The organism is Pseudomonas sp. IB20 (assembly GCF_009707325.1).
In the GTDB taxonomy this organism is placed as follows: Bacteria; Pseudomonadota; Gammaproteobacteria; order Pseudomonadales; family Pseudomonadaceae; genus Aquipseudomonas.
The window spans coordinates 2773153-2796397 of the sequence record NZ_CP046103.1; the positions used below are offsets into that span (position 1 = coordinate 2773153).

Here is a 23245-nt window from a genome sequence, read left to right on the forward strand (position 1 = left end):
TGATTTCCGTCAGGTTGAGGCTAAGCTGGCTGGGGCTAGGATGCGACTAATTCGTCGCATTAAAAGTATGCGAGTGATTCCTCGCATTCGCTATTCGCGTTAGCCCCGCCGCTGGAGCTCCTGATGACAACCCGGCAGACCGTCCGTATTTCCTCACGCAAGCAACCACAGCAGGCGCGTTCCACTGAGCTGGTGGCCGCGATCCTGCAAGCGGCTATTCAGGTTTTGGCCAAGGAAGGCGCCACCCGGTTCACCACCGCGCGGGTGGCGGAAAAGGCCGGCGTGAGTGTGGGTTCGGTGTATCAATACTTCCCCAACAAGGCCGCGATCCTGTTTCGTTTGCAGAGCGATGAGTGGCAGCAGACCACGCAGATGCTGCGTAACATTCTGGATAAAACCGACGTGCCGCCGCTGCAGCGCCTGCGCACCCTGGTGCATGCGTTTATCCATTCCGAATGCGAGGAAGCGCAGATGCGTGTGGCGCTGAACGACGCCGCGCCGTTGTACCGGGATGCGCCCGAAGCCGTGGAAGTCCGCGCGGCGGGCCAGCAGGCCTTTGAGACCTTCATGCTGGAATTGCTGCCGCAAGTGCCTGAGCCAACCCGCGCGCTGGCCTGTGACTTGATCCTGACCACGCTCAGTTCGGTGGGTAAGGATTTTTCCGGCAGCCCGCGTACCGCCGCCGAAATAGCTATTTACGCCGACGGAATGGCTGATATGTTTCGCGCCTACGTGAACGCGCTCAATCACCTGTAAAGCACTCATCTCCAGCAAAGGAATGCACATGAACTTCTTCAAAAAGCTGTTCGGCGCAGCCAAAAAGCCCGAAACCGAAGCGGCCCTGCCGACGCCGGTTGACCCGGTTGAAACCCCAGCGGATTCCGCCAATACGGCCGCCCGAATTGCCAGCGAAGCATGCCTGGACCGGCATTGGCAGGCCGTGGGCACTGTGGAGCGTGACGTGCTGACATACATGATCAGCCCAAGCTTCACCGGCGGCCCTCACTGGCCGTCCACCCGCCAGGCCTACCGCGTGGTGCGCCGTGACGGCGCCATCATTCTCGCCACCGAGGGCCTGTCTGACCCCTTCGACGATGCCGAAGGACTGGGCAATGGGTTCGAAATGGAACTGTTCCTGGAAACCGCAGACATCCCCAACGACGCGCGTGGCGAGCTGGGTGATGTCGACCCTTTACGCCGTAGCTGGGCGTTCGAACTGATCGAACACGTGGCCAAAACCGTGGCTAATGCAGGCGGCATCACGCATCAGTTGGACAACCATGGCGTACTGTCCCTGGAACTGCCGGGGTTCAGCCTGTCGCACCAGATGAGCGAGCAAGTGCCTAAGTTGTTCGTCACCGACGACGATGCCGCCGGCGTGCTGCTCGGCGGGCCGGAACCCGACTTCCCGACCCGCCTGGAAGACATGCCGCTGTCGCCCGTGCGCCTGGTACCGGTGGTGTTGATCACTGCGTCGGAGCTCGAGTACGTGCGTTCCGGTGGGCGTGCGGCGCGGGAAGATCTGGTCGAGCGGTTGAAGGCCGCAGGTGTGGGCCATACCAGCAGCCTGTATCGCGCAAGCGTGGTGTGAACGGTCGTTGTGTCGACGCGTTGATTGTTTAACAAAGCCATAACTGAAGGTTCACAAACGGCGATTGAACGCACCTGCGCACGATGGGAGCATCGGCGACCATGATTTCACGCCCATGCTTGATCCGTCGTCACCTGCTTCCCTCCTTCGCGAAGGTGCAGGCGCGTTCCTGCGAAAATCCTCTGTTCAATATCATCCTGGCCTTCTGGGCGCTGTGGCATTGCCGTCATGCGCGCCCGCCCGATGCGCGCTTCTGATTAAGTCGAAATTGCCTGCCCGGCATTCATTTATCAGAAGGATCATCCCATGACCGCCGCTATGCGCCCTGTCATCGGTGCTGCCCAGCGCAGCGCTTCGTATTACACCGCCAGCCTCAACGACGCCACCCAGTACCCAACGTTGCAAGGCCAGGTCAGCGTTGACGTGGTGATTATCGGTGGCGGTTTTACCGGCGTTGCCAGCGCCGTCGAGTTGGCTGAACGCGGGCTCAAGGTCGCGATTGTCGAGACTAACCGTATCGGCTGGGGCGCCAGCGGGCGCAATGGCGGGCAAGTCACCGGCAGCCTGTCGGGCGACGAGGCCATGCGCGCGCAAATGCGCAGCCGCCTGGGCGATGACGTGGACGATTTTATCTGGCACCTGCGCTGGCGCGGCCACGACATCATCGAGCAACGCGTCAGCAAGTACGCGATTGACTGTGACCTCAAGCACGGCCACTTGCATACCGCGATGAAACCCTCGCACATGACCGAGCTGCGCGCCTTTCACGATGAAGCGCAACGGCGTGGCATGGGCGATCAAGTCAGCCTGCTCGATGAGGCCGCTGTGCGCCAGCATCTGGACAGCCCGCTGTACCTAGGCGCGCTAAAAAATACGCGCAACCTGCACCTGCACCCGCTCAACCTGTGCCTGGGTGAAGCACGCGCGGCGCAGAGCCTGGGTGCGCTGATTTTCGAAAACTGCGAAGTGCTCGACATCGTGCATGGCGATCGGCCTGCGGTAATCACCGCCCAGGGCCGCATCGATGCGCGCCAGGTGCTGCTGGCCGGCGACGTGTACCACAAGCTCGAAGCCAAACAGCTCAAGGGCAAGATTTTCCCGGCCATGGGCGGCATCGTCACCACCGCGCCGCTGGGCGAACTGGCACGCCAGATCAACCCGCACGACCTGGCGGTGTACGACTGCCGGTTTGTGCTCGATTACTACCGCCTGACGGGCGACGCACGCTTGCTGTTTGGTGGCGGCGCCAACTATTCCGGGCGCGATTCACGCGACATCGCAGCGGAGTTGCGCCCGTGCATCGAACGCACATTCCCGGCGCTGAAGGGCGTGGACATCGAGTTCCAATGGAGCTGCGCGATGGGCATTGTAATGAATCGCATCCCGCAGCTGGGCAAGCTGTCGGACAACGTCTGGTACTGCCAGGGTTACTCCGGGCACGGCATCGCCACCAGCCACATCATGGGCGAAATCATGGCTGAGGCGCTGACCGGCACCCTGGAAAAGTTCGACACTTTTGCCGGGTGCAAACACATCAAGGTGCCGCTGGGCGATGTGTTCGGCAACCCGATGCTGGCCGTGGGGATGTGGTACTACCAGATGCTCGAGAAGCTGCGTTGACGGGCAGTCAAACGGTGCGCCACGCCATGGCGCACCGGCTATCCGGTTCAAAGCCGTAGCATGGAACCGTTAGCGACAAATGCAGCGCTGGTGATCATCGACATGCAGCAAGGCATGAACGACCCGAAGCTTGGGCGTCGCAACAACCCGGATGCCGAACAGCACATCCAGCAGCTTCTGAACGCCTGGCGGCAGGCTCAACGCCCGGTCATCCATGTGCGGCACATATCGCGCACTCCCGGCTCGGTATTTTGGCCGGGCCAGCCAGGCTGCGAATTCCAGCAAGCGCTGGCGCCGCTCAAGCATGAACACGTGGTGGAAAAAAACGTTCCGGATGCATTCACCGCCACCGGCCTGGAACGCTGGCTGCACATGCGTTCGATCAAGCAACTGGTGATCGTTGGGGTGATCACCAACAACTCCGTGGAATCTACGGCGCGTTCCGGCGGCAACTTGGGCTTTGACGTGATCGTGGCCGGGGACGCCTGCTACACCTTTGATCAAACCGATTTGTCGGGGCGGCTCTGGCCTGCCGAGGATGTGCATGCGCTGTCCCTGAGTAACTTGGCGATGGACTACGCCAGGGTCGTCGACACGGCGCAACTGTTGGCGGTTGGAGATTGAGATGGGCCAACACATCGTGGTCATCGGCGCCGGCATAGTGGGTGCGTCACTGGCCTATCACACCACCAGTATTTGAGACAGGTCCTGCGGCCATACCGTATCGGTGGTTGAGCGCAATTGGTCTGCGGTCCACCAATGGTGATCGGCCATGACCAAGGCCTCTTCCTGCGTCCATTCGTCTCTTGAAAGCACGGTATTGGGCGCCTGCACGACAAAGAACTGCTCAATCGCCAACACGGTTTCGCCACTGGGCAGCATCAGCGGAAAACTGCGCTCTGCCACAGAGGCTTGAACAGCGCTGAGCACAATGCCGGTCTCCTCGCGCAATTCACGTAGGGCCGCCGCGTGAAAGCTTTCGCCCTCCTCGACGCCGCCACCCGGCGTGGCCCAGTAATTTTTGCCGGCCAATGCACCGTCCTTATGCACGAACCTGAAAAGCAGGACGTCGCCAGCGGGGTTGATCACCAGTAATCGGGAAGCCTTTCGTTCACGCATTTGACGTTGTTCCTTTTTGAAAAGCGTTACTCTCGCGTTCACCCAGCCGCTCAACCAGCCGCACCAGATAACCATCCGGGTCCTGCACCAGGAACTCGCGCTGGCCGACCTCGATTTCGCCCGCCCTGTACCACACGTCTTTGCTTGCCTTGAACAAGGGATACGCCGCAGCGCCAAGCCGCTGAATAACCGCGAGTACGGCCGCTACGTCGATTTGCAGGTTCATACCGCGCCCAAACGGCCGCTCCAGCGCGCCGGTTTGCCATTGATTGGCGAGCGGGTCGACTTGCTCAAGCATCACCTGCGCGCCCTCCAGATCGAGGTAGGCGAACCCGTCCTCCAGGCGTTGATAGGCAACCTTGAAACCCAAGAGCGCCACCCAGAATTCCAGGCTCTTATTCAGGTTCGTGACCATCAGCTCTGGGACGAGTTTATTTCGTTGCATCATGCGCTTGCTTCCATTGCGGGTTAACGGCTGATCAACTGTGCGATTTTCTTACGCAGGTCGCCGTGCTGTTCTTCAGCGTAGGGTGTAGCGGTTTTCCAGTCGTAGAACCAGACGGGCATCTTACGTTTGTCGGCCGGTTCCGAGGCGTAGCGAGGGAAAATGTGGCAGTGCAGTTCCGGCTCGGAGTTGCCCAGAATCTCATAGTTCATGCGCAGCGCGCCGGTCGCCTCTAGCACGGCGTCGCCCAGGCGGGCCATGTCGAGCAGGTAGGTTGCCGTGGCATCGCTGTCCAGGTCGTTCAAGCTGGCGACTACAGGGTCAGGCAGCAGCAGGCAGTAACCCGGTAGAAACTGCACGTCGCCCATCACTGCCCAGCCTGACGCCATGCGGCAAATGACTTTATCGTTGGCGCCGTTGCGGGCCAGTTCTACGCGCTGCGTAATCAATGACATCCTTCGTCCTTAATGATGACGTTCAACTCAGGGAAACAAACATAACGTTGTTTCGCCCAGCGAAGCCAGGTTAACTGAGTTCACCCCTTGAGCCAGGAGACATTGACCGATGCGAATCACCTGCCTCCATACGGCACACAGCAACGTAGCAGTGTTTGATGCCGCCGCTGAAGCACTCGGCGTCGCACCGGATGTTCGACGCTCGCGAGCGCATATGCGTGTCGATCTTCTCGACCTGGGACGAAGGCGATTTCGACAACCTGGTGCGGCTGATGCGCAAGTTCGCCGAGGAGATCAAGGCAGACTCGGTACAGGCGACGAAAGACACCCTCTGACAGTGCTGCGCTTCACATCCTAAAGCGTGCTGCGCTGCAACGCCGCGATCTGTTGCCACATCGCCAACGGGTTTGAATCGATCTAATACCTGTCTATGCCTGCACTGAAACCATCCAGCTCACAAAGGCCTGCAGCCGCGCGAAAAACGCCTCGCGCTCGGCGCTCGGGTTGCGCGCCTCAAACAGGAAGTAGGCGATCTGGATGCGCATGGTCGGGTAATGCTGCACGAACAAGGCAACATGCTCTTCGAGGGTTTGAGGCCAACCTGAGGCATCGGCCGCGCGCAACGTGTGCGTTGACCGAATCAACTTGCGTGCCGCTTCGCGCTGCAAGCGAAGCCGCTCGGGCGCGCTGCTGGCATGTTCGATGCGCGTGAGGTAGCCGTTCAACACCGGCTCAAAATCACCATTGAGCGCCAAGGCGATGTCACGCGAGGGCGCGAACGGTTCGAAGCGCAGCGAGAGGTCATCGCCCCACAGGCAACGGCAATGATGCTTGAGCCAGAAGCCCCAGCGATTGCGGTTCTCGGGCGCCAGCACTTCGGCGCGGTGGCCGATATCGAAGTCGATCTTCGTCACCCCTTCGTGCCGTTGTTCCAGCGCCTGGCGCAGCTGTTCCAACTGCTCGAGTACTTGCGCGTCCGGCGGGTCAGTCAGTACCAGCGTGAGATCAAGGTCGGACTCGCCTGGGCTGGCATCGCCCCTGGCGACACTGCCGTAGAGATAAACGCTGTGCAGCCCCAGCCCTGCGGGTGACAGAGACGCGCGCACATCGGCCAGCAACGATTGGAATTCAGGTTGGATGGGCGCATCGGCAACCGTCAGCACGCAACCATTCACATCGACACCTTGAACGGCGCTCATGGGCGATGCACCTCAATCACCAAACCTTCGGCCTCACTCGGCACACAGAAGTGCCGGGTGATCAGGTCAAACTCGGCATCGGTTGCGGCAAAATCATGCTCGCCCAGGGCATTGCGCGCATGCAGGCGCGCGCGGCACGTGGCGTCGTCCAATTCGAGGTAGTGCAGGCGGTGCGGCACCTGAGCGGTCTGCGCCAGACCGAGCAGCCATTCGCGGTTGGCCAGTGTGTTAGCGGGAAAATCCAGCACCACGTTGACGCCCGATTGCAGCAGGTTGCTCACCAGCGGCCCCAACACCCCGCGAACACGCTGGGCGCAGCGCAGATAATCGGCAACCGACAGGATCTCACCCGGATAGAGCTGCGCGAGCCAGTGATCTTCGCTGAGCACGACGGCGGCGTGCTCGGCGGCCAGGGTCTTAGCCAGTGTGGATTTGCCGGAGGCGATCTTGCCGCACAGCAGATGCAGGGTTGGCATGGAGCGGTTCCTTATGTCGGGCCATCAAGCGTTATTGCCCGTCAATTAAACGATAGCGTGGGCAGCCGTTAACCTGTGGCGAGGGAGCTTGCTCCCGTTGGGCCGCGAAGCGGCCCTAAAACGCAGTCCAACGGGAGCAAGCTCCCCCCACGCGTTTAGGAGATCGGAAGAGCACACGTCGGTGCTGAACGATAAGGAGCCGCCACCGACATGACTACCCTCCCCGCCTACCCCACCGTCAGACCAGGCCCGCTGCATTCAATGCTGCTGGCCGGCAGCGTACCGTTGTTTCTCGGTGCCTTGCTCAGTGACATTGCCTACGGCCAGACCTACCAGATCCAGTGGGCCAACTTTGCGTCCTGGCTAATCGCCGGCGCCCTGGTATTGAGTGGCTTTGCGCTGTTGTTTGCGCTGGTCAACCTGCTGCGTGCCGACCACAAGGCCGGGCGCCCCACGGCTTATTTTCTACTGCTGTTGGCCGCTTGGGTGCTCGGGCTGGTCAACGCCTTTCAGCATGCCAAGGACGCTTACGCCATGATGCCGGGCGGCCTGATCTTGTCGGTGATCGTCACGGTGCTGGCAATCGCCGCCACCTGGATCGGCCTGACCAACCTGCGCGCAGGAGTTGCCAAATGAAAACACTTCATACCCTAAGCGTATTGAGCGCTGCCCTGTTACTCACGGCTTGTGGCGGTGAAGGCGACAAAACCCAGGCCCGCGGCCCCGACCCTAAATTACCCGAGCAACAAAGCAGCCTGCTGCCGAGCATGAAAATTGCCGAGCCGGCGCCGTGGGGCGAGCAGAAACCCAAGGTACCCGACGGCTACAGCGTCACCGCCATTGCCACTGACTTGGCCATCCCGCGCCAAACCCTGGTGTTGCCCAACGGCGACATCCTCGTCGCCGAAGGCCGTGGCGGCAGCGCGGCCAAGCTCAAGCCCAAGGACGTGATCGCCAGCCTGATCAAGGCCGAGGGCAATACCAAGGTCAAGGGTGGCAACCGCCTGACACTGCTGCGCGATGCCGACGGTGACGGCACGTATGAACTGAAAACGGTATTCGCCGACAACCTCAACGCGCCCTACGGCCTGGCCTTCGCTGACGGCAAACTCTACGTCGCCAACCAAGACGCGCTGGTGCGCTTCGACTACACCGATGGCCAGACCAAACCCAGCGGCCCGCCAACCAAAGTCACCGACCTGCCGGCGCAGATCAACCACCACTGGACCAAGTCCCTGGCGGTGAGCGAGGACGGGCGCCAGCTCTACGTGGGCATCGGCTCCAACAGCAACATCACCGAGCGTGGCATGGAAGTGGAAATCGACCGCGCGATGGTCTGGCAGATCGACGCCGCCACCGGCGCGCACAAACCCTACGCCACCGGCATTCGCAACCCCACCGCGCTGACCATCCAACCCGGCACCGGCCAAGTGTGGGCGGTAGCCAACGAACGTGATGAACTCGGCCCGGACCTGGTGCCGGACTACCTGACGTCGGTGCGCGAAGGCGCCTTCTATGGCTGGCCCTACAGCTACTGGGGCCAGAACGTCGACCCGCGCGCGCAACCGCAGAACCCAGCGAAAGTCGCCAGTGCGATCAAGCCGGATTACAGCCTAGGCTCCCACGTTGCAGCGTTGGGCGTGGACTTCTCCATCCCTGCCCTGGGTGAGAAATTCGCCGACGGCGTGTTTGTCGGCGAGCACGGCAGTTGGAACCGCGACAACCCGGTGGGCTACAAAGTGATCTTCGTGCCCTTCAGCAATGGCAAACCGGCGGGTGAGCCGATCGACTTCGCCACCGGCTTTCGTGGGGATGACGGCAAGACCCGTGGGCGCCCGGTGGGTGTGACGGTGGACCCTAAAGGTGCGCTGATCATCGCCGACGACCTGGCCAATACCATTTGGCGCGTGACACGTAACCCATAGCCCTTGCAGCACAGGGGCGGTCGCGCCCCTGTCAGCCATCACCCTGCAATTGCGCTTCAAGCCAGGCCAGCAGCGCCACAACCTCGCTGCGCGGGCCTGTGCCTTGCTGCCTGTAGACCGAAATCGCCTCGGGCAAATGCACACTCTCGGCGCAGCCCTTTCAACATCGTTGAAAAAACCAGCCCTATTTGACTAACACCCGTCAGTTAAGGGCAAACACTGCAACTGTAGCAATCTGGCTCACCATGGCGAGCGGGCTTGCCCCGCGTTGGGTTGCGAAGCGACCCCAAAATGGAACTGCTACGCAGCCCAACAAGACAACCCGAGAAGCTACAGTGCACGCCCACGCTGCCACCAGCGCGGGCATGCGCAGCTCACAAATCAGTGATTTCCTTATGGCGTGGCACCAGCGCCTTCATCACGCTCCACGCCACCAGGTACGCCAGCGCACAGATCGCGAACATGATCATGTAGCCGGTATGAATGTCGTTGATGGACTTGTAGTAGTCGAACACCCAACCGCCAATCTTGGTCATCACCACACCGCCCAGCCCACCGGCCATGCCGCCGATGCCGACCACTGAGGCCACGGTTTTCTGCGGGAACATGTCGGACACGGTGGTGAAGATGTTGCACGACCACGCTTGGTGTGCCGAGGCGCCCACGCCGATCAGCAGCACCGGCACCCAGAAGCTCAGGTAGCCGAACGGCTGCGCCAGCAACACCACCAGCGGGAACAGTGCGATGACCAGCATGGCTTTCATGCGGCCGTCATAGGGTGCATCGCCACGGGCCATGAAGTAGCTGGGGAACCAGCCGCCGCCGATACTGCCGACCATGGTCATGCTGTACAGCACCGCCAGCGGCATCACGATATCGGCGCCTTTCATGCCGTATTGCGCCGACAGGTAAGTCGGCAGCCAGAACAGGAAGAACCACCACACGCCGTCGGTCATGAACTTGCCGAAGGCAAACGCCCAGGTCTGGCGATAGGTCAGTAGCTTGAACCACGAGACTTTTTTCGGGATTGTACCGGCGGGTTCAGGCGTGAACGGTTGCACCGTCTGGTCGCTGCGGATATAGGCCAGTTCTGCGGCCGACAGGCGTTTTTGCTGCTCCGGTTTTTCGTAAACCATTGCCCACACCGCGACCCACACAAAGCCCAACATGCCAATGACCATAAAGGCCGCTTCCCAGCCCCACATTCCGGCAATCAAGGGCACACAGATCGGCGCCAGGATCGCTCCCACGTTAGCCCCGGAGTTAAAGATACCGGTGGCAAATGAGCGTTCTTTTTTCGGGAAGTATTCGGCGGTGGCCTTGATCGCAATGGGAAAGTTACCCGCCTCGCCAATCGCCAGCACCGCGCGTGACAGCATGAAGCCGGCAATCGACACCGGGATCACCGCCAGGCCGATGGCACCGCTCACGGCAGCGATGCCCTCACCCATCGGCACCGAGAACGCATGCATGATCGCGCCGGTGGACCAGATACAGATCGCCACCACATAGGCGGCCTTGGTGCCGATCTTGTCGACAAACCGCCCGGCAAACAGCATGGAAATCGCATAGCCAAACTGGAACACCGCCGCAATGTTGGCGTAGTCCGTATTGCTCCAGCCAAATTGTGTCGACAGCTGCGGCGCTAAAAGGCTGAGGACCTGGCGGTCGAGGTAATTGACGGTGGTGGCGAAGAACAACATCGCGCAGATAGTCCAGCGATAGTTGCCGACGGCCGTGCCGACGCGATGGGCGTTGAGGGGCTCATTCAAATTCATGGCATCACTTTTTATTTTTGTTAGATAGGACATACGCAACGTCATATGTCGTCGTACAACTGTGACTTTTATAGCGAGCTCCCAGAACGCTGTCAATCTGAAAGATTGCGGTTTATCTAGGTGTCAGGCGGGTACTAAAATACTCAGCTAGCAGAGGTTGTAGGATGACGCAGGCGAAAAACCAGGCTCGGCGCCTGGCCCGGCACATCGTTGAGCGCGCCAAAGGGCAGCATGCCAAGCTTCTCCAACACACGAATCGAGGCGGCGTGATCAGGCCGCACCAGCCCGAATACCTCAGGCAAGCCGAGGGTTTGGAACGCCATCGCCAATGCATCACGCCCCAGCTCAGTGGCGTAGCCCTGCCCCCAGGCCTCGACGGCGAAGCGATAACCCAGGTTGATGCGCCGCTCGGTCAGGTAATTGAGGGGTGCCACGCCGCCAAAGCCAATGATGTGCTCCGGTGCCTCGCGGCGCGCAATCGCCCACCAGCCGTAGCCTTGGGTAGCCCACTGCTCGCGCCAGTGATTGAGCAGGCGTTGAGCGTCGGCCAGGCTGGCCATCGGGCCCGCAGGATTGAACAGGTTGGTCTGCGGGTCGGCGAAGATCGCGAACAATCGCTGCACGTCGCTGGGTTCGGGCTTACGGTAGGTCAGGCGTGAGGCGGTGACAGGCATTCGGATAATTCCCTGTTGAAGCCATGAAGTTCAATTCATTTGCAAAAAAAAGCAAATAGAGGTGAATTATTTCATGTCTGGTTGTATCTGAACTGACAGAGCGGTGCCATCGCAACGATGGCACCTCCCCTGTTCAGTTTTAGAGTGGCCCGCATGAAATTACGTAAGAAAAGCGTCAAACCCATCGGATTGAAAGACATCACCATCGTCGACGACGCCAAGGTGCGCAAGGCAATCACCGCCGCCGCACTGGGTAACGCCATGGAATGGTTCGACTTTGGCGTCTATGGCTTTGTCGCCTACGTACTTGGCAAAGTGTTCTTCCCCGACGCCTCGCCCAGCGTACAAATGATCGCCGCCTTGGGCACCTTCTCTGTGCCGTTCCTGATTCGCCCATTGGGTGGCCTGTTCTTCGGCGCCCTGGGTGACAAATACGGGCGGCAGAAAGTCCTCGCCGCCACCATCGTCATCATGTCCTTGAGCACCTTCGCCATCGGCCTGATTCCCGGGTATGCCTCGATTGGCATCTGGGCACCGATCCTGCTGCTGCTGTGCAAAATGGCCCAAGGGTTCTCGGTAGGCGGTGAGTACACCGGCGCCTCGATCTTCGTCGCCGAATACGCGCCGGACCGTAAACGCGGGTTCCTTGGCAGTTGGTTGGACTTCGGCTCCATCGCCGGTTTCGTGCTTGGCGCCGGTGTGGTGGTACTGATTTCCACCATCCTGGGTGAAGCCGACTTCGAAGCCTGGGGCTGGCGCCTGCCGTTCTTCCTCGCCCTGCCCCTGGGCCTCATCGGCCTGTACCTGCGCCACGCGCTGGAAGAAACCCCAGCCTTCCAGCAGCACATGGACAAACTCGAGCAAGGCGACCTCCAAGGCCTGACCCACGGCCCCAAAGTGTCGTTCAAAGAGGTCGCCACCCAACACTGGCGCAGCCTGCTGACCTGCATCGGGATCGTCGCGGCCACCAACGTGACGTACTACATGCTGCTGACCTACATGCCCAGCTACCTGTCGCACAACCTGCACTACAAAGAAAACAGCGGCGTGCTGATCATCATCGCGATCATGGTCGGCATGCTGTTCGTGCAGCCGTTCATTGGTTTTATCAGCGACAAGATCGGCCGCAAGCCCTTCATCATCGCCGGCAGTGTCGGCTTGCTCTTCCTGTCGATTCCGGCGTTCATGCTGATCACCAGCGGCAAGATCGGCCTGATCTTCGCAGGCCTGCTGATCCTCGCGGTGATCTTGAACTTCTTCATCGGCGTGATGGCCTCGACCCTGCCCGCAATGTTCCCCACGCATTTGCGTTACAGCGCGTTGGCCAGTGCGTTCAACGTCTCGGTATTGATCGCCGGTATCACCCCAACCGCCGTGGCGTGGCTGGTGGAAAGCACCAACAACTTGTTCATGCCCGCCTACTACCTGATGGTGTTTGCGGTGGTCGGCCTGATCACCGGCCTGACCATGAAGGAAACCGCCAACAAGCCCCTGCGCGGCGCGGCACCGGCGGCCTCGGACATGGCCGAAGCCAAGGAAATCCTGCAAGAGCACCACGACAATATCGAGCAGAAGATCGAAGACATCGACACTCAAATTGCCGAGCTGGAAGCCAAGCGCCAGAACCTGGTGCAGCAGCATCCACGGATTAATTAACCCCTGACCCTGCGTGGCGGCCCGCGCCGCCACGCCATTGGAGTGCTTAAGCATGGTTCCAAGCGTCACCGCAGCACACGCATTACTCAGCGCCGATGAGCGCGCTGCCATCGCCGAAATCGAAGCCACCACCAGCGTCCTGCAATTGGTTACCCGCCTGACCGGCATGCGCTTTGCCGGTATCGCCAAATTCACCGACCAGGAATGGGTGGTGTGCTCGGCCTATGACCCGCTGCAAATGGGCATTGATGTCAACGACGTACTCGACCTGGAAACCACGCTGTGCAGTGAGTTCTGCATCGACCCTCAAACATTGTTCATCCCGCAAATCAGCCAGAACGGCCGGTTTGCCGCACGCCCGGTGGTCAAGCAATACGCCATCGAAAGCTATGCCGGCGCGCCGATCTTCCTGCCCGATGGCCGCCTGTTCGGCGCGCTGTGCGCCCTGGATTCGCGGGCGATGCTGTTTGACGACCCTAATCTGCCGGAAACCCTGAGCCTGTTTGCGCGGCTGATCGGTTGTATTTTCTACGCTAATTTGACGGCGGCTGATCAGTGATACCTGAGTTCGAAAGTTGTGGCGGAAGTTGGTTGTCTGCCCCATCTGCCTGCATTCCGCGCAGCAAACGCGTATTGGCGTGATCACGCAGAAAAAATGCACGGTGAAGAAAACCCAATTAAGAAGAGTCAAACATGATGCGTGGACAACGCAGGCTCTTCTTAATTAACTCTGTATCAAACTAATTTCATCATCTTCACACTGTCACCTCACTGTGAATTATCTTTTAATGCCGCTCACCCACTATTTTGCTTGAGCCTGACAAAATTACTTTTTCACTGCGCGATTGCCAACTGTCAACATTCACAGTTCTTTAGAGGCATTCGCAATAACAAAGCGTCACGTGATGCACTATTTAAAAAACTGACTCGGCGTCTTGCCAAACTGCTTCTTGAACATGCTGGTAAAGGCACTTGGGCTTTCATAGCCCAACTCGAGGCCACTCGATGATCTTCTCCCCTACCGCAATGCGCTAGCGCCAGCAGCAAGCGTGCTTGTTGGCGCCATTGGCCGAAGGTCAGGCCGGTTTCCTTGCGAAACAAGCGCTGGATGGTTTTCTGATCCAGGTCCAGTCGCTCGCTCCAATCCGCCACCGTCGAGGCATCGCCCGGCTCCTGTTGCAGCGCCTGGCAAATACGATTGATGCGCAGGTCGACTGGCTGCGGCAGCGACAGCGGCAAGGCCGGCAGGATGGCGAGCTCGTCGAGGATCAGGTGCATGATTCGGGCGTCGCGCGAATCCTCGGCGTACGGCGGCTTCAAGCTGACCGAGGCCTTGATCAGCTCGCTCAGCAATGGCGACACACTCACGGTCTTGGGTTCGCTGGGCAAATTGGGAAAGCGGTCCGGGCGCACAAACACGCTGCGCATCTTCAGGGTGCCCACGCAGCGCAGTGAATGGACTTGCCCGCAGGGCATCCAGAAGCCGCGATTGGGCGGCACCGTCCATTGGTTCAGCGCCGAATACACCACCATCACGCCTTCGACGGCGTAGAGCAGTTGATGCTTCTCGTGGCTATGCTCGGGGATCACCCAGTTTTCGGGGTAATCGGTGGCGGAACTGATCACAGCCCAGTCGCCTTCGTCGATCTCCCGCAGAAATACATCCAGTGATTTGATGATTTCGCCCTTTTTGCGATGGTTAGCGCCCGAATTACGCGAGACAGGCATTTTCTGCGAATCTAGCATAAACGCCGCAACATTTAGAAACGGGCAGCGCGCTAAAGTACGCACTGCCCCTGTTCGCTGCCTTGTATGGAATGCCTGCATGTCGAGCCTGACCGCGCCACCCGCCACAGCAACCACTACGCCGCAAATAAGCCCCTTGGTCATGCGCGTCCTTGGCGCCTGCGCCCTGGCGCACATGATCAATGACCTGATCCAGGCCGTGTTGCCATCGATCTACCCGATGCTCAAGGCCAACTACGGGCTGAGCTTTACCCAAGTCGGCCTGATCACCCTCACCTTCCAACTGACCGCGTCCTTGCTGCAACCCTGGATCGGTTACCACACCGACCGCCACCCCAAGCCCTGGCTGTTGCCGGCGGGCATGGTGTGCACGTTGGTCGGCATCCTGCTGCTGGCGTTTGTCGGCACCTTCCCGTTGATCCTGTTGGCGGCGGCGCTGGTCGGTGTCGGCTCGTCGACCTTCCACCCGGAAACCTCACGCGTGGCGCGCCTGGCCTCGGGCGGGCGTTATGGCCTGGCACAATCGACCTTCCAGGTCGGCGGCAACACCGGCAGCGCCTTCGGCCCATTGCTGGCGGCGGCGATCATCATTCCGTACGGCCAAACTCATATCGCCTGGTTCGGGCTGTTCGCCGTGTTCGCGATCATGGTGCTGTACGGCTTGAGCCGTTGGTACCGCCACCACCTCAACCTGTTCAAACTCAAGCAAGGCGGCAAGGCCACCCACGGTTTGTCAAAAGGCCGCGTGACCTTTGCCTTGGTGGTATTGGCGCTGCTGGTGTTCTCCAAATACTTCTACATGACCAGCCTCACCAGCTACTTCACCTTTTACCTGATCGAGAAGTTCCACCTGTCGGTGGCCAGCTCGCAGATGTACCTGTTCCTGTTCCTCGGCGCGGTGGCCGTCGGCACCTTTGCCGGTGGCCCGATTGGCGACAAGATCGGGCGCAAGAAAGTCATCTGGTTCTCGATCCTGGGCGCCGCGCCCTTCACCCTGGCCCTGCCCTACGTTGACCTGTTCTGGACCGCCGTGCTCAGCGTGGTGATCGGCTTCATCATCGCCTCGGCCTTTTCGGCCATCGTGGTCTTTGCCCAGGAACTGGTGCCGGGCAATGTGGGGATGATCGCGGGTATCTTCTTCGGCCTGATGTTTGGCTTCAGCGGCATTGGCGCCGCGTTGCTCGGCTTGCTGGCCGACAACCACGGCATCGAGTACGTCTATAAAATCTGCTCGTTCCTGCCGTTGGCGGGCATCCTGACGATCTTGCTGCCCTCGACCAAAGGCGTCTGACCGGCCGAACCCCGACGCTGTTACCGCACCGGGGCCGGCTCGCCCAGCTAATTGTGGCAAGCCGGCTTCCTGTGGCGAGCGGGCTTGCCCGGCTCGCCACATCGAATGCGAACGATGGCGCTTTTTATATCAGCCTGGAAACCACCATGGCGCCGAGACCGAAGAGGCACATCACACCTACAACGTAAGCTACTGTACGCCAGGGTTGCTGCCCTGCCAGATACGTCACCGTGTGTACCAGACGAGCCGCTGTAAACCCGCCGAACAACCAGACCGTGACGACACTGGAACTCCCCACTGCCACGCACAACCCGCCCAACACAAAAAACAGCGGAATGTTCTCCAGATCATTCGCCCAGGCCTTTTTCGCTCTGCTGACGTGTGGCAGTTCTTCCGGTTGCGCTGAGCGGCTGAAAAAAGCTGCATCCTCAAGGTTGGTAAACGCCAGCCCCCGAATTCGGAAGAAACCCTGGTAGCAAGAAATCGCAAACATCTTCAGGCACAGCACTAGCACGCACCCTGCGTAGATAGGCAGCAGTTCATTCATCTCGGTACCCATTCACGACGATGTAAAGCAACGGCCCCACCGACACAAACACCACCGTCAGCAAAAAGTACGGCACCACGCAGGCAACCGAACGCCCTCGCCCGCGCGCATCCCGGTACATCCACACACACGCCAGCAGCGCCATCAGATACAGGTCGATCACCACCTGCGCGGTGTCCGGCCGAGACATCAGTTCCCGCCCGAACGCCAGCAGCGATTGCTCGGCCGTGAGCATCGTGACCAGTGTGTACAGCGAAAATCCCAGCAAACCGGCCAAGGCGAAATAGGGTCTGTGCATGGTGCCTTCCTTGAAATGATCAAGGCTCAACATAGTGATAAGGTTGCGCCTCTCGCAATGACCTCGGAGGTCATAATCTGGCCATGGATACCCCTTCAACTGCCGGCCAACACCTGCGCCAATTGCGCCGACACGCCCAACTGAGCCAGCTGGACCTGGCTTTGATCACGGGTGTTTCCCAGCGCCATCTCAGCTGCATCGAAACCGGCCGCGCCAAGCCGAGCCCGGGCACGTTGCATGCGTTGCTCATGGCCCTGGACGCCCCGCTGGAGCAATGCAACCGCGTGTTCCTCGCCGCCGGTTATGCGCCGCGCTACACCGCTACACCGCTCGCGTCACCGGCCATGGCCGCCATTCGTGAAGCGGTCAGCCACGTGTTGCACGCCAACAACCCCGCCCCGGCGATTCTGCTGGGCAGCCAGTGGGAAGTCCTCGCCACCAATGCCAGTACCTGCGTTTTATTTGAGCTGGTGGGGATCAAAGCGAATGCGGCCAACGAGCTAAACCTGCTGACAACCCTGCTGCAAACCGGCGGCCTGGGTGATCACCTGATCAACGCCGAAGAGATCCGCACCGTCGCCTGGCAACGCGCCACGCGCGAGGCTCTGGGCAACCCGGCACTGGCGGCGTTGCTGGCGAGTTTGCCGGCGCCGCCCCGTACCGAACTGCCCATCGACATGCCGCCACTGGTGTTGACGCGTATCCGCTCAAGCCGGGGCGAGCTGAACTTCCTGTCGACCTTCACCACGTTCGGCATGCCCCAGGACATCACGCTCACCTCGCTGCGTATCGAACATCTGATTCCGGCTGACGAGCCCACGTGGCAAGTGATGCGCGCTGGCTATGCGGATTATGCCGCGCTGGTTTTGTGAAATATCTGTACGTAGACTGCCGCCATACCTCCCACTTGAAGGCGGCGAAAAACACGTGATGCACGTTACTGAAGTTTCCATTGCCCAACTGCGCGCGGCACTTGAAAGCGGCCAGACCACTGCCGTAGAACTGGTCCAGGCTTACCTGGCGCGGATCGAGGCCTATGACGGCGCGCAGACCGCCACCGCCTTGAATGCCGTGGTGGTGCGCAATCCCGAGGCGCTCAAAGAAGCCCAGGCGTGCGATGCACGTCGGGCCAAAGGCGAAACCTTGGGGCCATTGGACGGTATTCCCTACACCGCCAAAGACAGCTATTTGGTCAAGGGCCTGACGGCAGCTTCCGGCAGCCCGGCCTTCGCCAAACTGGTGGCGCAGCGTGACGCCTTCACCATTGAACGCCTGCGCGCCGGCGGCGCCATCTGCCTGGGCAAGACCAATATGCCGCCGATGGCCAACGGCGGGATGCAGCGCGGCGTGTATGGCCGCGCAGAAAGCCCGTATAACGCCGGCTACCTCACCGCACCGTTTGCCTCCGGTTCCTCCAACGGCGCGGGCACGGCAACGGCTGCCAGCTTCGCCGCCTTCGGCCTGGCCGAAGAAACCTGGTCAAGCGGGCGCGGCCCGGCGTCCAACAATGGCTTGTGTGCCTACACGCCGTCGCGCGGGGTAATTTCGGTGCGCGGTAACTGGCCGTTGACGCCAACCATGGACGTGGTGGTGCCGTATGCGCGCACCATGGCCGACTTGCTCGAAGTACTCGACGTGGTGGTCGCCGACGACCCCGACACCCGTGGCGACCTGTGGCGCCTGCAACCCTGGGTGCCAATCCCCAGCGTGGCTTCGGTGCGCCCGGCGTCTTATGCGGAGCTGGCGGTGAGCAGTGAATCCCTCGCTGGCAAACGTTTCGGCGTGCCGCGCATGTACATCAACGCCGACCCCGACGCCGGCACCAGCGAAAAGCCTGGGATCGGCGGGCCGACTGGGCAAAAGATCAACACCCGCGCCAGCGTCATCGACCTGTGGCAGGACGCGCGCCAGGCGCTGGAAGCCGCTGGGGCTGAAGTGATCGAGGTGGATTTCCCGCTGGTGTCCAACTGCGAAGGCGACCGCCCTGGCGCGCCGACCGTATTTACCCGCGGCCTGGTCTCTAAGGAATTTCTGCACGACGAATTGTGGGAGCTGTCGGCCTGGGCGTTCGATGACTTCCTGCGCGCCAACGACGACCCGCACCTGAACCGCCTGGCTGACGTGGACGGGCCGAAAATCTTCCCACACGACCCCGGCACCCTGCCCAACCGTGAAGACGACCTGGCCGCCGGCATGGACGAATACGTGCGCATGGCCGAGCGCGGCATCACGCCGTGGAACGAGATCAGCACCGTGCCGGATGGCCTGCGTGGCCTGGAGCAAACCCGGCGCATCGACCTGGAAGACTGGATGGACACGCTGGGGCTGGACGCGGTGCTGTTCCCCACCGTGGCCGACGTTGGCCCGGCGGATGCCGATGTTAACGAAGCCAGCGCCGACATTGCCTGGAGCAACGGCGTCTGGGTGGCCAACGGCAACCTCGCGATTCGCCACCTGGGCGTGCCCACCGTCACCGTGCCGATGGGCGTGATGGCAGACATCGGCATGCCGGTGGGGCTGACCTTCGCCGGGCGTGCCTATGACGACTCGGCGCTGCTGCGGTTTGCGTGCGCGTATGAAGCCACCGGCAGCAAACGCCAGATCCCACCGCGCACGCCGCCGCTGACAGCAGAATAAACGCGGGCAAAAAAATGTGGGAGCGGCTTGCTCGCGAAAGCGTGTGAAGTGCGCCCCAAAAGTTGGACAGCTAATGGTTAGGCTACCGCGGACCGGGTTCTGTAAGCCACAGGGCTCAGCCAAGCTTCGTTTTGCGCTCCCACATGCTTCAAATCAAGTGATGCAGGGCACGGCGATCAGTAGCAGGCTAAACGCGGTCCAAATGTGGGAGCTGGCTTGCCTGCGATAGCGGTGGATCAGTTGGCCTAGTTGTCACTGAAAGATAGCCATCGCAGGCAAGCCCGCTCCCACAGATTTTGCTGTGTTTCAACTCAAGCCATGTAGGGCACGGCAATCAGCAAGATTGCCGTGCCGTGGGTGGCGGTCGCCGCCAGTACGCCATAGCGCAGGCGCACCAGCGCGCAGGCCAACCCTTCGATCAGGGTGAACAGCAACACCGGCCAGCCGAGTTGGGTCACGCTCAGTGCCAGGAATGCATGGCAGGCCGCAAAGGCTACGCCGCTGATCAATGCCGCACGCAATGGTGTCAGTTGTTGCTCCAGGTAACCCTGCAAGAACCCGCGAAACAGCACCTCTTCCAATGCATTAGCGCCATAGGCCAAGACCACCATGCCCGGCAGCCAAACCCAGTAGCCATGGATCTCGCTGGCCTCGATGCCTTGGTAAACCCGCAGCGGCACACCGATCAAACAGCCAACTATCAGCCCTGCACCCAGGCCAACAACCGGGTTGCCGATGGTCCAGCGCACCAGCCGCCACAACTCCGGCGCGATGCGTGCCAACAGCATAATCAGCAACACCGACAGCCCGCCCAGTACCGCCAGCACAAACGCATTGGCGCTGAATGCAATCTGCACCTCGCGGCTGAGCGCCCACAGGCCCATCGGCGTCATTGCATCACGCATCAACACGAACGCCGCCAACAAGATCAGGATGCGCATCGCAGTCAGCACCCTGGGCGTCAGCGCAAACCACACGCCAAACAACACCAGCCCAGGCGCTACGTAGGTGGCGTAGTTGATCAGTACCACCAAGCCCTGAGTGATCATGCGTGAGTCAACCGTGAGCCACGGCAATCATGTCGATCTCCACCGCCGCCGACTTCGGCAACTGCATCACCCCCAGCGACGTACGCGTATGTACCCCGGCGCTGCCGAGAATCTCGTGCAACAGGTCCGAGGCACCGTTGGCCACTTCACTTTGCTGATCAAAATCTTCAGCGCTGCGCACATACACGTTGATGCGCGGGATGGCCTTGATCTGGTCCAGCGAACCCAGCGCCTGCTTGAGCAAGCCCAGGCAACGCAACGCGCTGATACCGGCGGCGATTTGCGCCTGGGCCAGGGTCAGGCTGTCGCCGACTTTGCCCGGCAGCACGATGGTGTCTCCCACACGGGGAATCTGGCCGCTGATGTACAAGTGGTTGCCCTCGCGCACCCACGGCGTGTAGTTGCCGCCGATTTTGAATTCGTTCAGCTGATAGCCAATGCGCTGTTGAGCGGCCTGGTATTTTTCGTCGCGTGTCATGGGCGTGAGTCCTCGTTTCGACGTTGCCACTCAACCACCACATCGCCCAGGGTCTTGGGAATGTCGTTGCGAATCCAGGCCATGAATGGCCGGTCGAACTTGAACGCGGGGCCACAGTGTAAAAGCATGAAGCGGCGTACGTTCTGGGTATTTTTGTAGTGTGGCGTCACGGGCGTAGCGCGGGTGATGGGGTCGCTGTGCCAGTCAAAATCCATAGTGTTCACCGGGCGATTGTTGTTTCGGCAGTAGCATAGCGATGTGCTACTTGGGCAGGAAGCGGCAAGATCAGTCCTTGAAACCCACCCAATGTGTTGGGATATCGTACAAGGGCAACAGACTCTTAAAATGCCTTTTAGCCCATCACTTTCAAATATTTCAAATTTTCACTTTCCTTCACCGCTCGAAATATTGCATGGTTGTACGACAACTTAAATTGTCGTGTTCGCCCCTAACAACAATAAGGAAGCACCCATGCCAAACGTCAAAGTGCTGATCGGTTTTCTGTGCCTGTTTACCGGCTACGTCGCAGCTGCGCCTGCCCCCGCCGAGAAGGATGTGGCCCAAGCGGTCGACCAACTGACCCAAGCCATGCTGCACCTGGACCTCAAACAGCTTCACGCCTTGACCTCCGACAAACTCACCTACGGCCACTCCAGCGGCAAGGTGCAGAACAAAGCGCAATTTATCGCGGACCTTGAAACCCACACCAGCGCCTTCAAGACCCTCGAAATGCAGAACCAGACCATCACCCTGGACGGCGACACCGCCCTGGTGCGCAACCACTTTCACGCGCTGGCGGTGAACAGCGGCGTAGACACGCCCACCGACATCGACAACTTCCAGGTCTGGCAGAAGCAAAAAGGCCAATGGCTGCTGATCGGGCGTCAGGCTTACAAGTACTGATCGCCATCGGTGCGGCTCACCACCGCACCACTTCGCGCACCGTCACCAGCGCCTCACGCAGCGCCGCCATGTCCACCGAGCCCAGCGCCAACCGCAACGCATGCGGCACGATCGCCGACACCGTAAACGGCTCGGCGGTGGACACGCAAATACCCTCGCGCTGCAACACCATGGCGACCTGATCAGCCCGCGCGTCCTCCCCCAGCGGCAACCACAGAAAATACGATGACGGGTGGCTGATGTACTCCACGCCTTTGAGCACCTGCGCCGCCAAGGCCTGCCGCGCCTGGGCATCCTGTCGTTTTTGCGCTTCCAACTGCGCGACGGTGCCGTCCTCGATCCAGGCCACGGCCAGCGCGCTCATCACCCCGGGCACGTTCCAAGTGGTGGCCATGATGGTGCGTTCCAGCTTCTTTACCCACGGCGCCGGCGCTGCAACAAACCCCACGCGCAAGCCGGTGGCGACGCTCTTGGAAAACCCGCCGACGTACACCGTGCACTCAGGCGCCAAGGTCGCCAGTGGCGGCGGTGCCTCTGCGGCCAGAAACGCGTAGGCCGCGTCCTCGATGATTATCAGGTGGTGCTGACGGGCAATGCTGACCAGTTGCTCGCGCTGCGCCAGGCTCATCACCCAGCCCAACGGGTTGTGCAAGGTCGGAATGCTGTACACCGCGCGCACCGGGCGCTTGCTGCACAGGCGTTGCAGTGCGTCCAGGTCCGGGCCGCCGGCAGTGACCGGGATGGCGACGATTTCCAGGTGCAGGGTTTCGGCCAGCACCTTGAAGCCTGAATAGGTCAGTGCATCGACGGCGACCACATCCCCAGGCTTGAGCAACGCCATCATGGTCACCGCCAGCCCATGCTGCGCGCCGCTGACCACCAGCACCTGCTCGGCCTCAACACTCAGGCCCCGGCTCAACAGGTGCCGCGCCACCACCGCGCGCTCGTGCAGGCGGCCAGCGTGGGGCTGGTAACGCAGCAAGGCGTCGAGGTCGCCCGACAGCGCCAGTTGGCGCAAAGCCGTGCGCAACAGATCGGCCTGGCCCGGCAACGACGGGTAGTTGAAGTTGAGGTCGAGCATGCCGGTTGCGACGCTCATCTGCCCACTGCCCTGCCCCGGCGGTAACGAAATCTCACGCACAAAAGTGCCCCGCCCGGTTTCACCACTGACCAGGCCCATGGCCTCAAGCTCGGTGTACACCCGGCTGGCGGTGACCAGCGCCAGGCCGTGGTCGGCGGCCAATTGCCGGTGGGTGGGCAAGCGTGTGCCGGGCGCCAGTGCGCCGCTGCGGATGTCCTCGGCGTAGGTGTCGACCAACGACTTGTAGCGGGCGCGTGGCATCGGTGATGTATCCATG

At 60.8% G+C, this 23245-nt stretch carries 26 protein-coding genes and 1 pseudogene; 13 read left to right on the plus strand and 14 right to left on the minus strand.

The annotated features are described in order from the left end of the window. Positions 1-123 precede the first annotated feature (123 nt). The 4 genes from GJU48_RS12760 to GJU48_RS12775 all read left to right on the plus strand — a co-directional run bounded on the left by GJU48_RS12760 (position 124) and on the right by GJU48_RS12775 (position 3835). Positions 124-756 (plus strand): TetR family transcriptional regulator, encoded by a 633-nt coding sequence (locus GJU48_RS12760; RefSeq protein WP_094950131.1) that lies wholly within the window; start codon positions 124-126, stop codon positions 754-756. 28 nt (positions 757-784) lie between these two features. Then, the gene (locus GJU48_RS12765) at positions 785-1591 is read left to right on the plus strand and encodes a suppressor of fused domain protein (protein WP_094950132.1); all 807 of its coding nucleotides are present in this window, start codon (positions 785-787) and stop codon (positions 1589-1591) included. A gap of 306 nt (positions 1592-1897) precedes the next feature. After that, on the plus strand, positions 1898-3211 hold the full coding sequence (locus GJU48_RS12770) for an NAD(P)/FAD-dependent oxidoreductase (RefSeq protein WP_094950133.1): 1314 nt from the start codon (positions 1898-1900) through the stop codon (positions 3209-3211). A 60-nt stretch (positions 3212-3271) separates the two neighbouring features. Next, positions 3272-3835 (plus strand): cysteine hydrolase family protein, encoded by a 564-nt coding sequence (locus GJU48_RS12775; RefSeq protein ID WP_094950136.1) that lies wholly within the window; start codon positions 3272-3274, stop codon positions 3833-3835. A gap of 57 nt (positions 3836-3892) precedes the next feature. On the opposite strand, the gene GJU48_RS12780 is transcribed toward GJU48_RS12775, so the two are convergent. Genes GJU48_RS12780 through GJU48_RS12790 form a run of 3 tightly spaced genes read right to left on the minus strand, consistent with a single transcriptional unit; the run spans position 3893 to position 5230 of the window. Beyond that, positions 3893-4330, minus strand: a complete 438-nt coding sequence (locus GJU48_RS12780) for an NUDIX hydrolase (RefSeq protein WP_155296006.1) — start codon at positions 4328-4330, stop codon at positions 3893-3895. Beyond that, a complete protein-coding gene (locus tag GJU48_RS12785) occupies positions 4323-4778 on the minus strand; it encodes a bleomycin resistance protein (protein WP_094950139.1) in 456 nt (151 codons plus the stop codon). Before GJU48_RS12785 ends, GJU48_RS12780 begins: the two co-directional genes overlap by 8 nt. 20 nt (positions 4779-4798) lie before the next feature. Continuing rightward, positions 4799-5230, minus strand: coding sequence for an HIT family protein (locus GJU48_RS12790; protein WP_094950140.1), 432 nt, complete (start codon positions 5228-5230; stop codon positions 4799-4801). 158 nt (positions 5231-5388) lie between these two features. Here GJU48_RS12790 and GJU48_RS12795 point away from each other — a divergent pair, with 158 nt between their 5' ends. Next, positions 5389-5565 carry a hypothetical protein gene (locus GJU48_RS12795; RefSeq protein WP_155296007.1) on the plus strand — a complete coding sequence of 59 codons (177 nt, stop codon included), beginning with the start codon at positions 5389-5391 and terminating at the stop codon, positions 5563-5565. Between the two features lie 93 nt (positions 5566-5658). On the opposite strand, the gene GJU48_RS12800 is transcribed toward GJU48_RS12795, so the two are convergent. Beyond that, complete coding sequence (locus tag GJU48_RS12800) at positions 5659-6429, minus strand: nucleotidyltransferase domain-containing protein (protein ID WP_094950142.1); 771 nt, start codon at positions 6427-6429, stop codon at positions 5659-5661. Further along, positions 6426-6905: an AAA family ATPase gene (locus GJU48_RS12805; protein ID WP_083358595.1), complete on the minus strand. Its 480-nt coding sequence runs from the start codon at positions 6903-6905 to the stop codon at positions 6426-6428. Before GJU48_RS12805 ends, GJU48_RS12800 begins: the two co-directional genes overlap by 4 nt. Positions 6906-7115: 210 nt before the next feature. On the opposite strand from GJU48_RS12805, the gene GJU48_RS12810 reads away from it, so the two are divergent. Together GJU48_RS12810 and GJU48_RS12815 are read left to right on the plus strand one after the other, a co-directional pair. Continuing rightward, positions 7116-7541 carry a DUF2231 domain-containing protein gene (locus GJU48_RS12810; RefSeq protein ID WP_094950144.1) on the plus strand — a complete coding sequence of 142 codons (426 nt, stop codon included), beginning with the start codon at positions 7116-7118 and terminating at the stop codon, positions 7539-7541. Then, entirely contained in the window at positions 7538-8830 is a 1293-nt protein-coding gene (locus GJU48_RS12815) for a PQQ-dependent sugar dehydrogenase (protein WP_094950145.1), read from the plus strand. Before GJU48_RS12810 ends, GJU48_RS12815 begins: the two co-directional genes overlap by 4 nt. A 374-nt stretch (positions 8831-9204) precedes the next feature. Here GJU48_RS12815 and GJU48_RS12820 read toward each other — a convergent pair whose 3' ends face one another. Together GJU48_RS12820 and GJU48_RS12825 are read right to left on the minus strand one after the other, a co-directional pair. Beyond that, positions 9205-10608 carry an MFS transporter gene (locus GJU48_RS12820; protein ID WP_094950148.1) on the minus strand — a complete coding sequence of 468 codons (1404 nt, stop codon included), beginning with the start codon at positions 10606-10608 and terminating at the stop codon, positions 9205-9207. 143 nt (positions 10609-10751) lie between these two features. Further along, a complete protein-coding gene (locus GJU48_RS12825) occupies positions 10752-11282 on the minus strand; it encodes a GNAT family N-acetyltransferase (protein ID WP_094950149.1) in 531 nt (176 codons plus the stop codon). Positions 11283-11435: 153 nt separating this feature from the next. Here GJU48_RS12825 and proP point away from each other — a divergent pair, with 153 nt between their 5' ends. Further along, complete coding sequence (gene proP, locus GJU48_RS12830; RefSeq protein WP_094950150.1) at positions 11436-12938, plus strand: glycine betaine/L-proline transporter ProP; 1503 nt, start codon at positions 11436-11438, stop codon at positions 12936-12938. Positions 12939-12990: 52 nt separating this feature from the next. Continuing rightward, a complete protein-coding gene (locus GJU48_RS12835; protein WP_094950151.1) occupies positions 12991-13497 on the plus strand; it encodes a GAF domain-containing protein in 507 nt (168 codons plus the stop codon). 351 nt (positions 13498-13848) lie between these two features. Here GJU48_RS12835 and GJU48_RS12840 read toward each other — a convergent pair. Next, positions 13849-14666: pseudogene (locus GJU48_RS12840) on the minus strand (AraC family transcriptional regulator). Between the two features lie 97 nt (positions 14667-14763). Here GJU48_RS12840 and GJU48_RS12845 point away from each other — a divergent pair. Then, the gene (locus tag GJU48_RS12845) at positions 14764-15975 is read left to right on the plus strand and encodes an MFS transporter (RefSeq protein ID WP_094950155.1); all 1212 of its coding nucleotides are present in this window, start codon (positions 14764-14766) and stop codon (positions 15973-15975) included. A 124-nt stretch (positions 15976-16099) separates the two neighbouring features. On the opposite strand, the gene GJU48_RS12850 is transcribed toward GJU48_RS12845, so the two are convergent. Beyond that, positions 16100-16522: an MAPEG family protein gene (locus GJU48_RS12850; protein WP_094950156.1), complete on the minus strand. Its 423-nt coding sequence runs from the start codon at positions 16520-16522 to the stop codon at positions 16100-16102. Next, complete coding sequence (locus GJU48_RS12855) at positions 16515-16820, minus strand: DUF2834 domain-containing protein (protein ID WP_094950160.1); 306 nt, start codon at positions 16818-16820, stop codon at positions 16515-16517. The genes GJU48_RS12850 and GJU48_RS12855 overlap by 8 nt, the downstream gene beginning before the upstream one ends. An 83-nt stretch (positions 16821-16903) precedes the next feature. Here GJU48_RS12855 and GJU48_RS12860 point away from each other — a divergent pair, with 83 nt between their 5' ends. Next, positions 16904-17692: a helix-turn-helix domain-containing protein gene (locus tag GJU48_RS12860; protein ID WP_094950157.1), complete on the plus strand. Its 789-nt coding sequence runs from the start codon at positions 16904-16906 to the stop codon at positions 17690-17692. Between the two features lie 55 nt (positions 17693-17747). Then, positions 17748-19457: an amidase gene (locus tag GJU48_RS12865; protein ID WP_094950158.1), complete on the plus strand. Its 1710-nt coding sequence runs from the start codon at positions 17748-17750 to the stop codon at positions 19455-19457. Positions 19458-19768: 311 nt separating this feature from the next. Here GJU48_RS12865 and GJU48_RS12870 read toward each other — a convergent pair whose 3' ends face one another. From GJU48_RS12870 to GJU48_RS12880, 3 genes are read right to left on the minus strand one after another with little or no spacing between them, the layout of a single operon-like run. After that, positions 19769-20506: a CPBP family intramembrane glutamic endopeptidase gene (locus GJU48_RS12870; protein ID WP_094953566.1), complete on the minus strand. Its 738-nt coding sequence runs from the start codon at positions 20504-20506 to the stop codon at positions 19769-19771. Positions 20507-20513: 7 nt separating this feature from the next. Next, entirely contained in the window at positions 20514-20984 is a 471-nt protein-coding gene (locus GJU48_RS12875; RefSeq protein WP_094953565.1) for a RidA family protein, read from the minus strand. Beyond that, positions 20981-21199 carry a DUF6434 domain-containing protein gene (locus GJU48_RS12880; RefSeq protein ID WP_094953564.1) on the minus strand — a complete coding sequence of 73 codons (219 nt, stop codon included), beginning with the start codon at positions 21197-21199 and terminating at the stop codon, positions 20981-20983. Before GJU48_RS12880 ends, GJU48_RS12875 begins: the two co-directional genes overlap by 4 nt. Before the next feature lie 256 nt (positions 21200-21455). Here GJU48_RS12880 and GJU48_RS12885 point away from each other — a divergent pair, with 256 nt between their 5' ends. Continuing rightward, a complete protein-coding gene (locus GJU48_RS12885; RefSeq protein WP_083358615.1) occupies positions 21456-21887 on the plus strand; it encodes a nuclear transport factor 2 family protein in 432 nt (143 codons plus the stop codon). Positions 21888-21903: 16 nt separating this feature from the next. On the opposite strand, the gene GJU48_RS12890 is transcribed toward GJU48_RS12885, so the two are convergent. After that, positions 21904-23229, minus strand: a complete 1326-nt coding sequence (locus tag GJU48_RS12890) for an aminotransferase-like domain-containing protein (protein WP_094953563.1) — start codon at positions 23227-23229, stop codon at positions 21904-21906. Positions 23230-23245 lie beyond the last annotated feature (16 nt).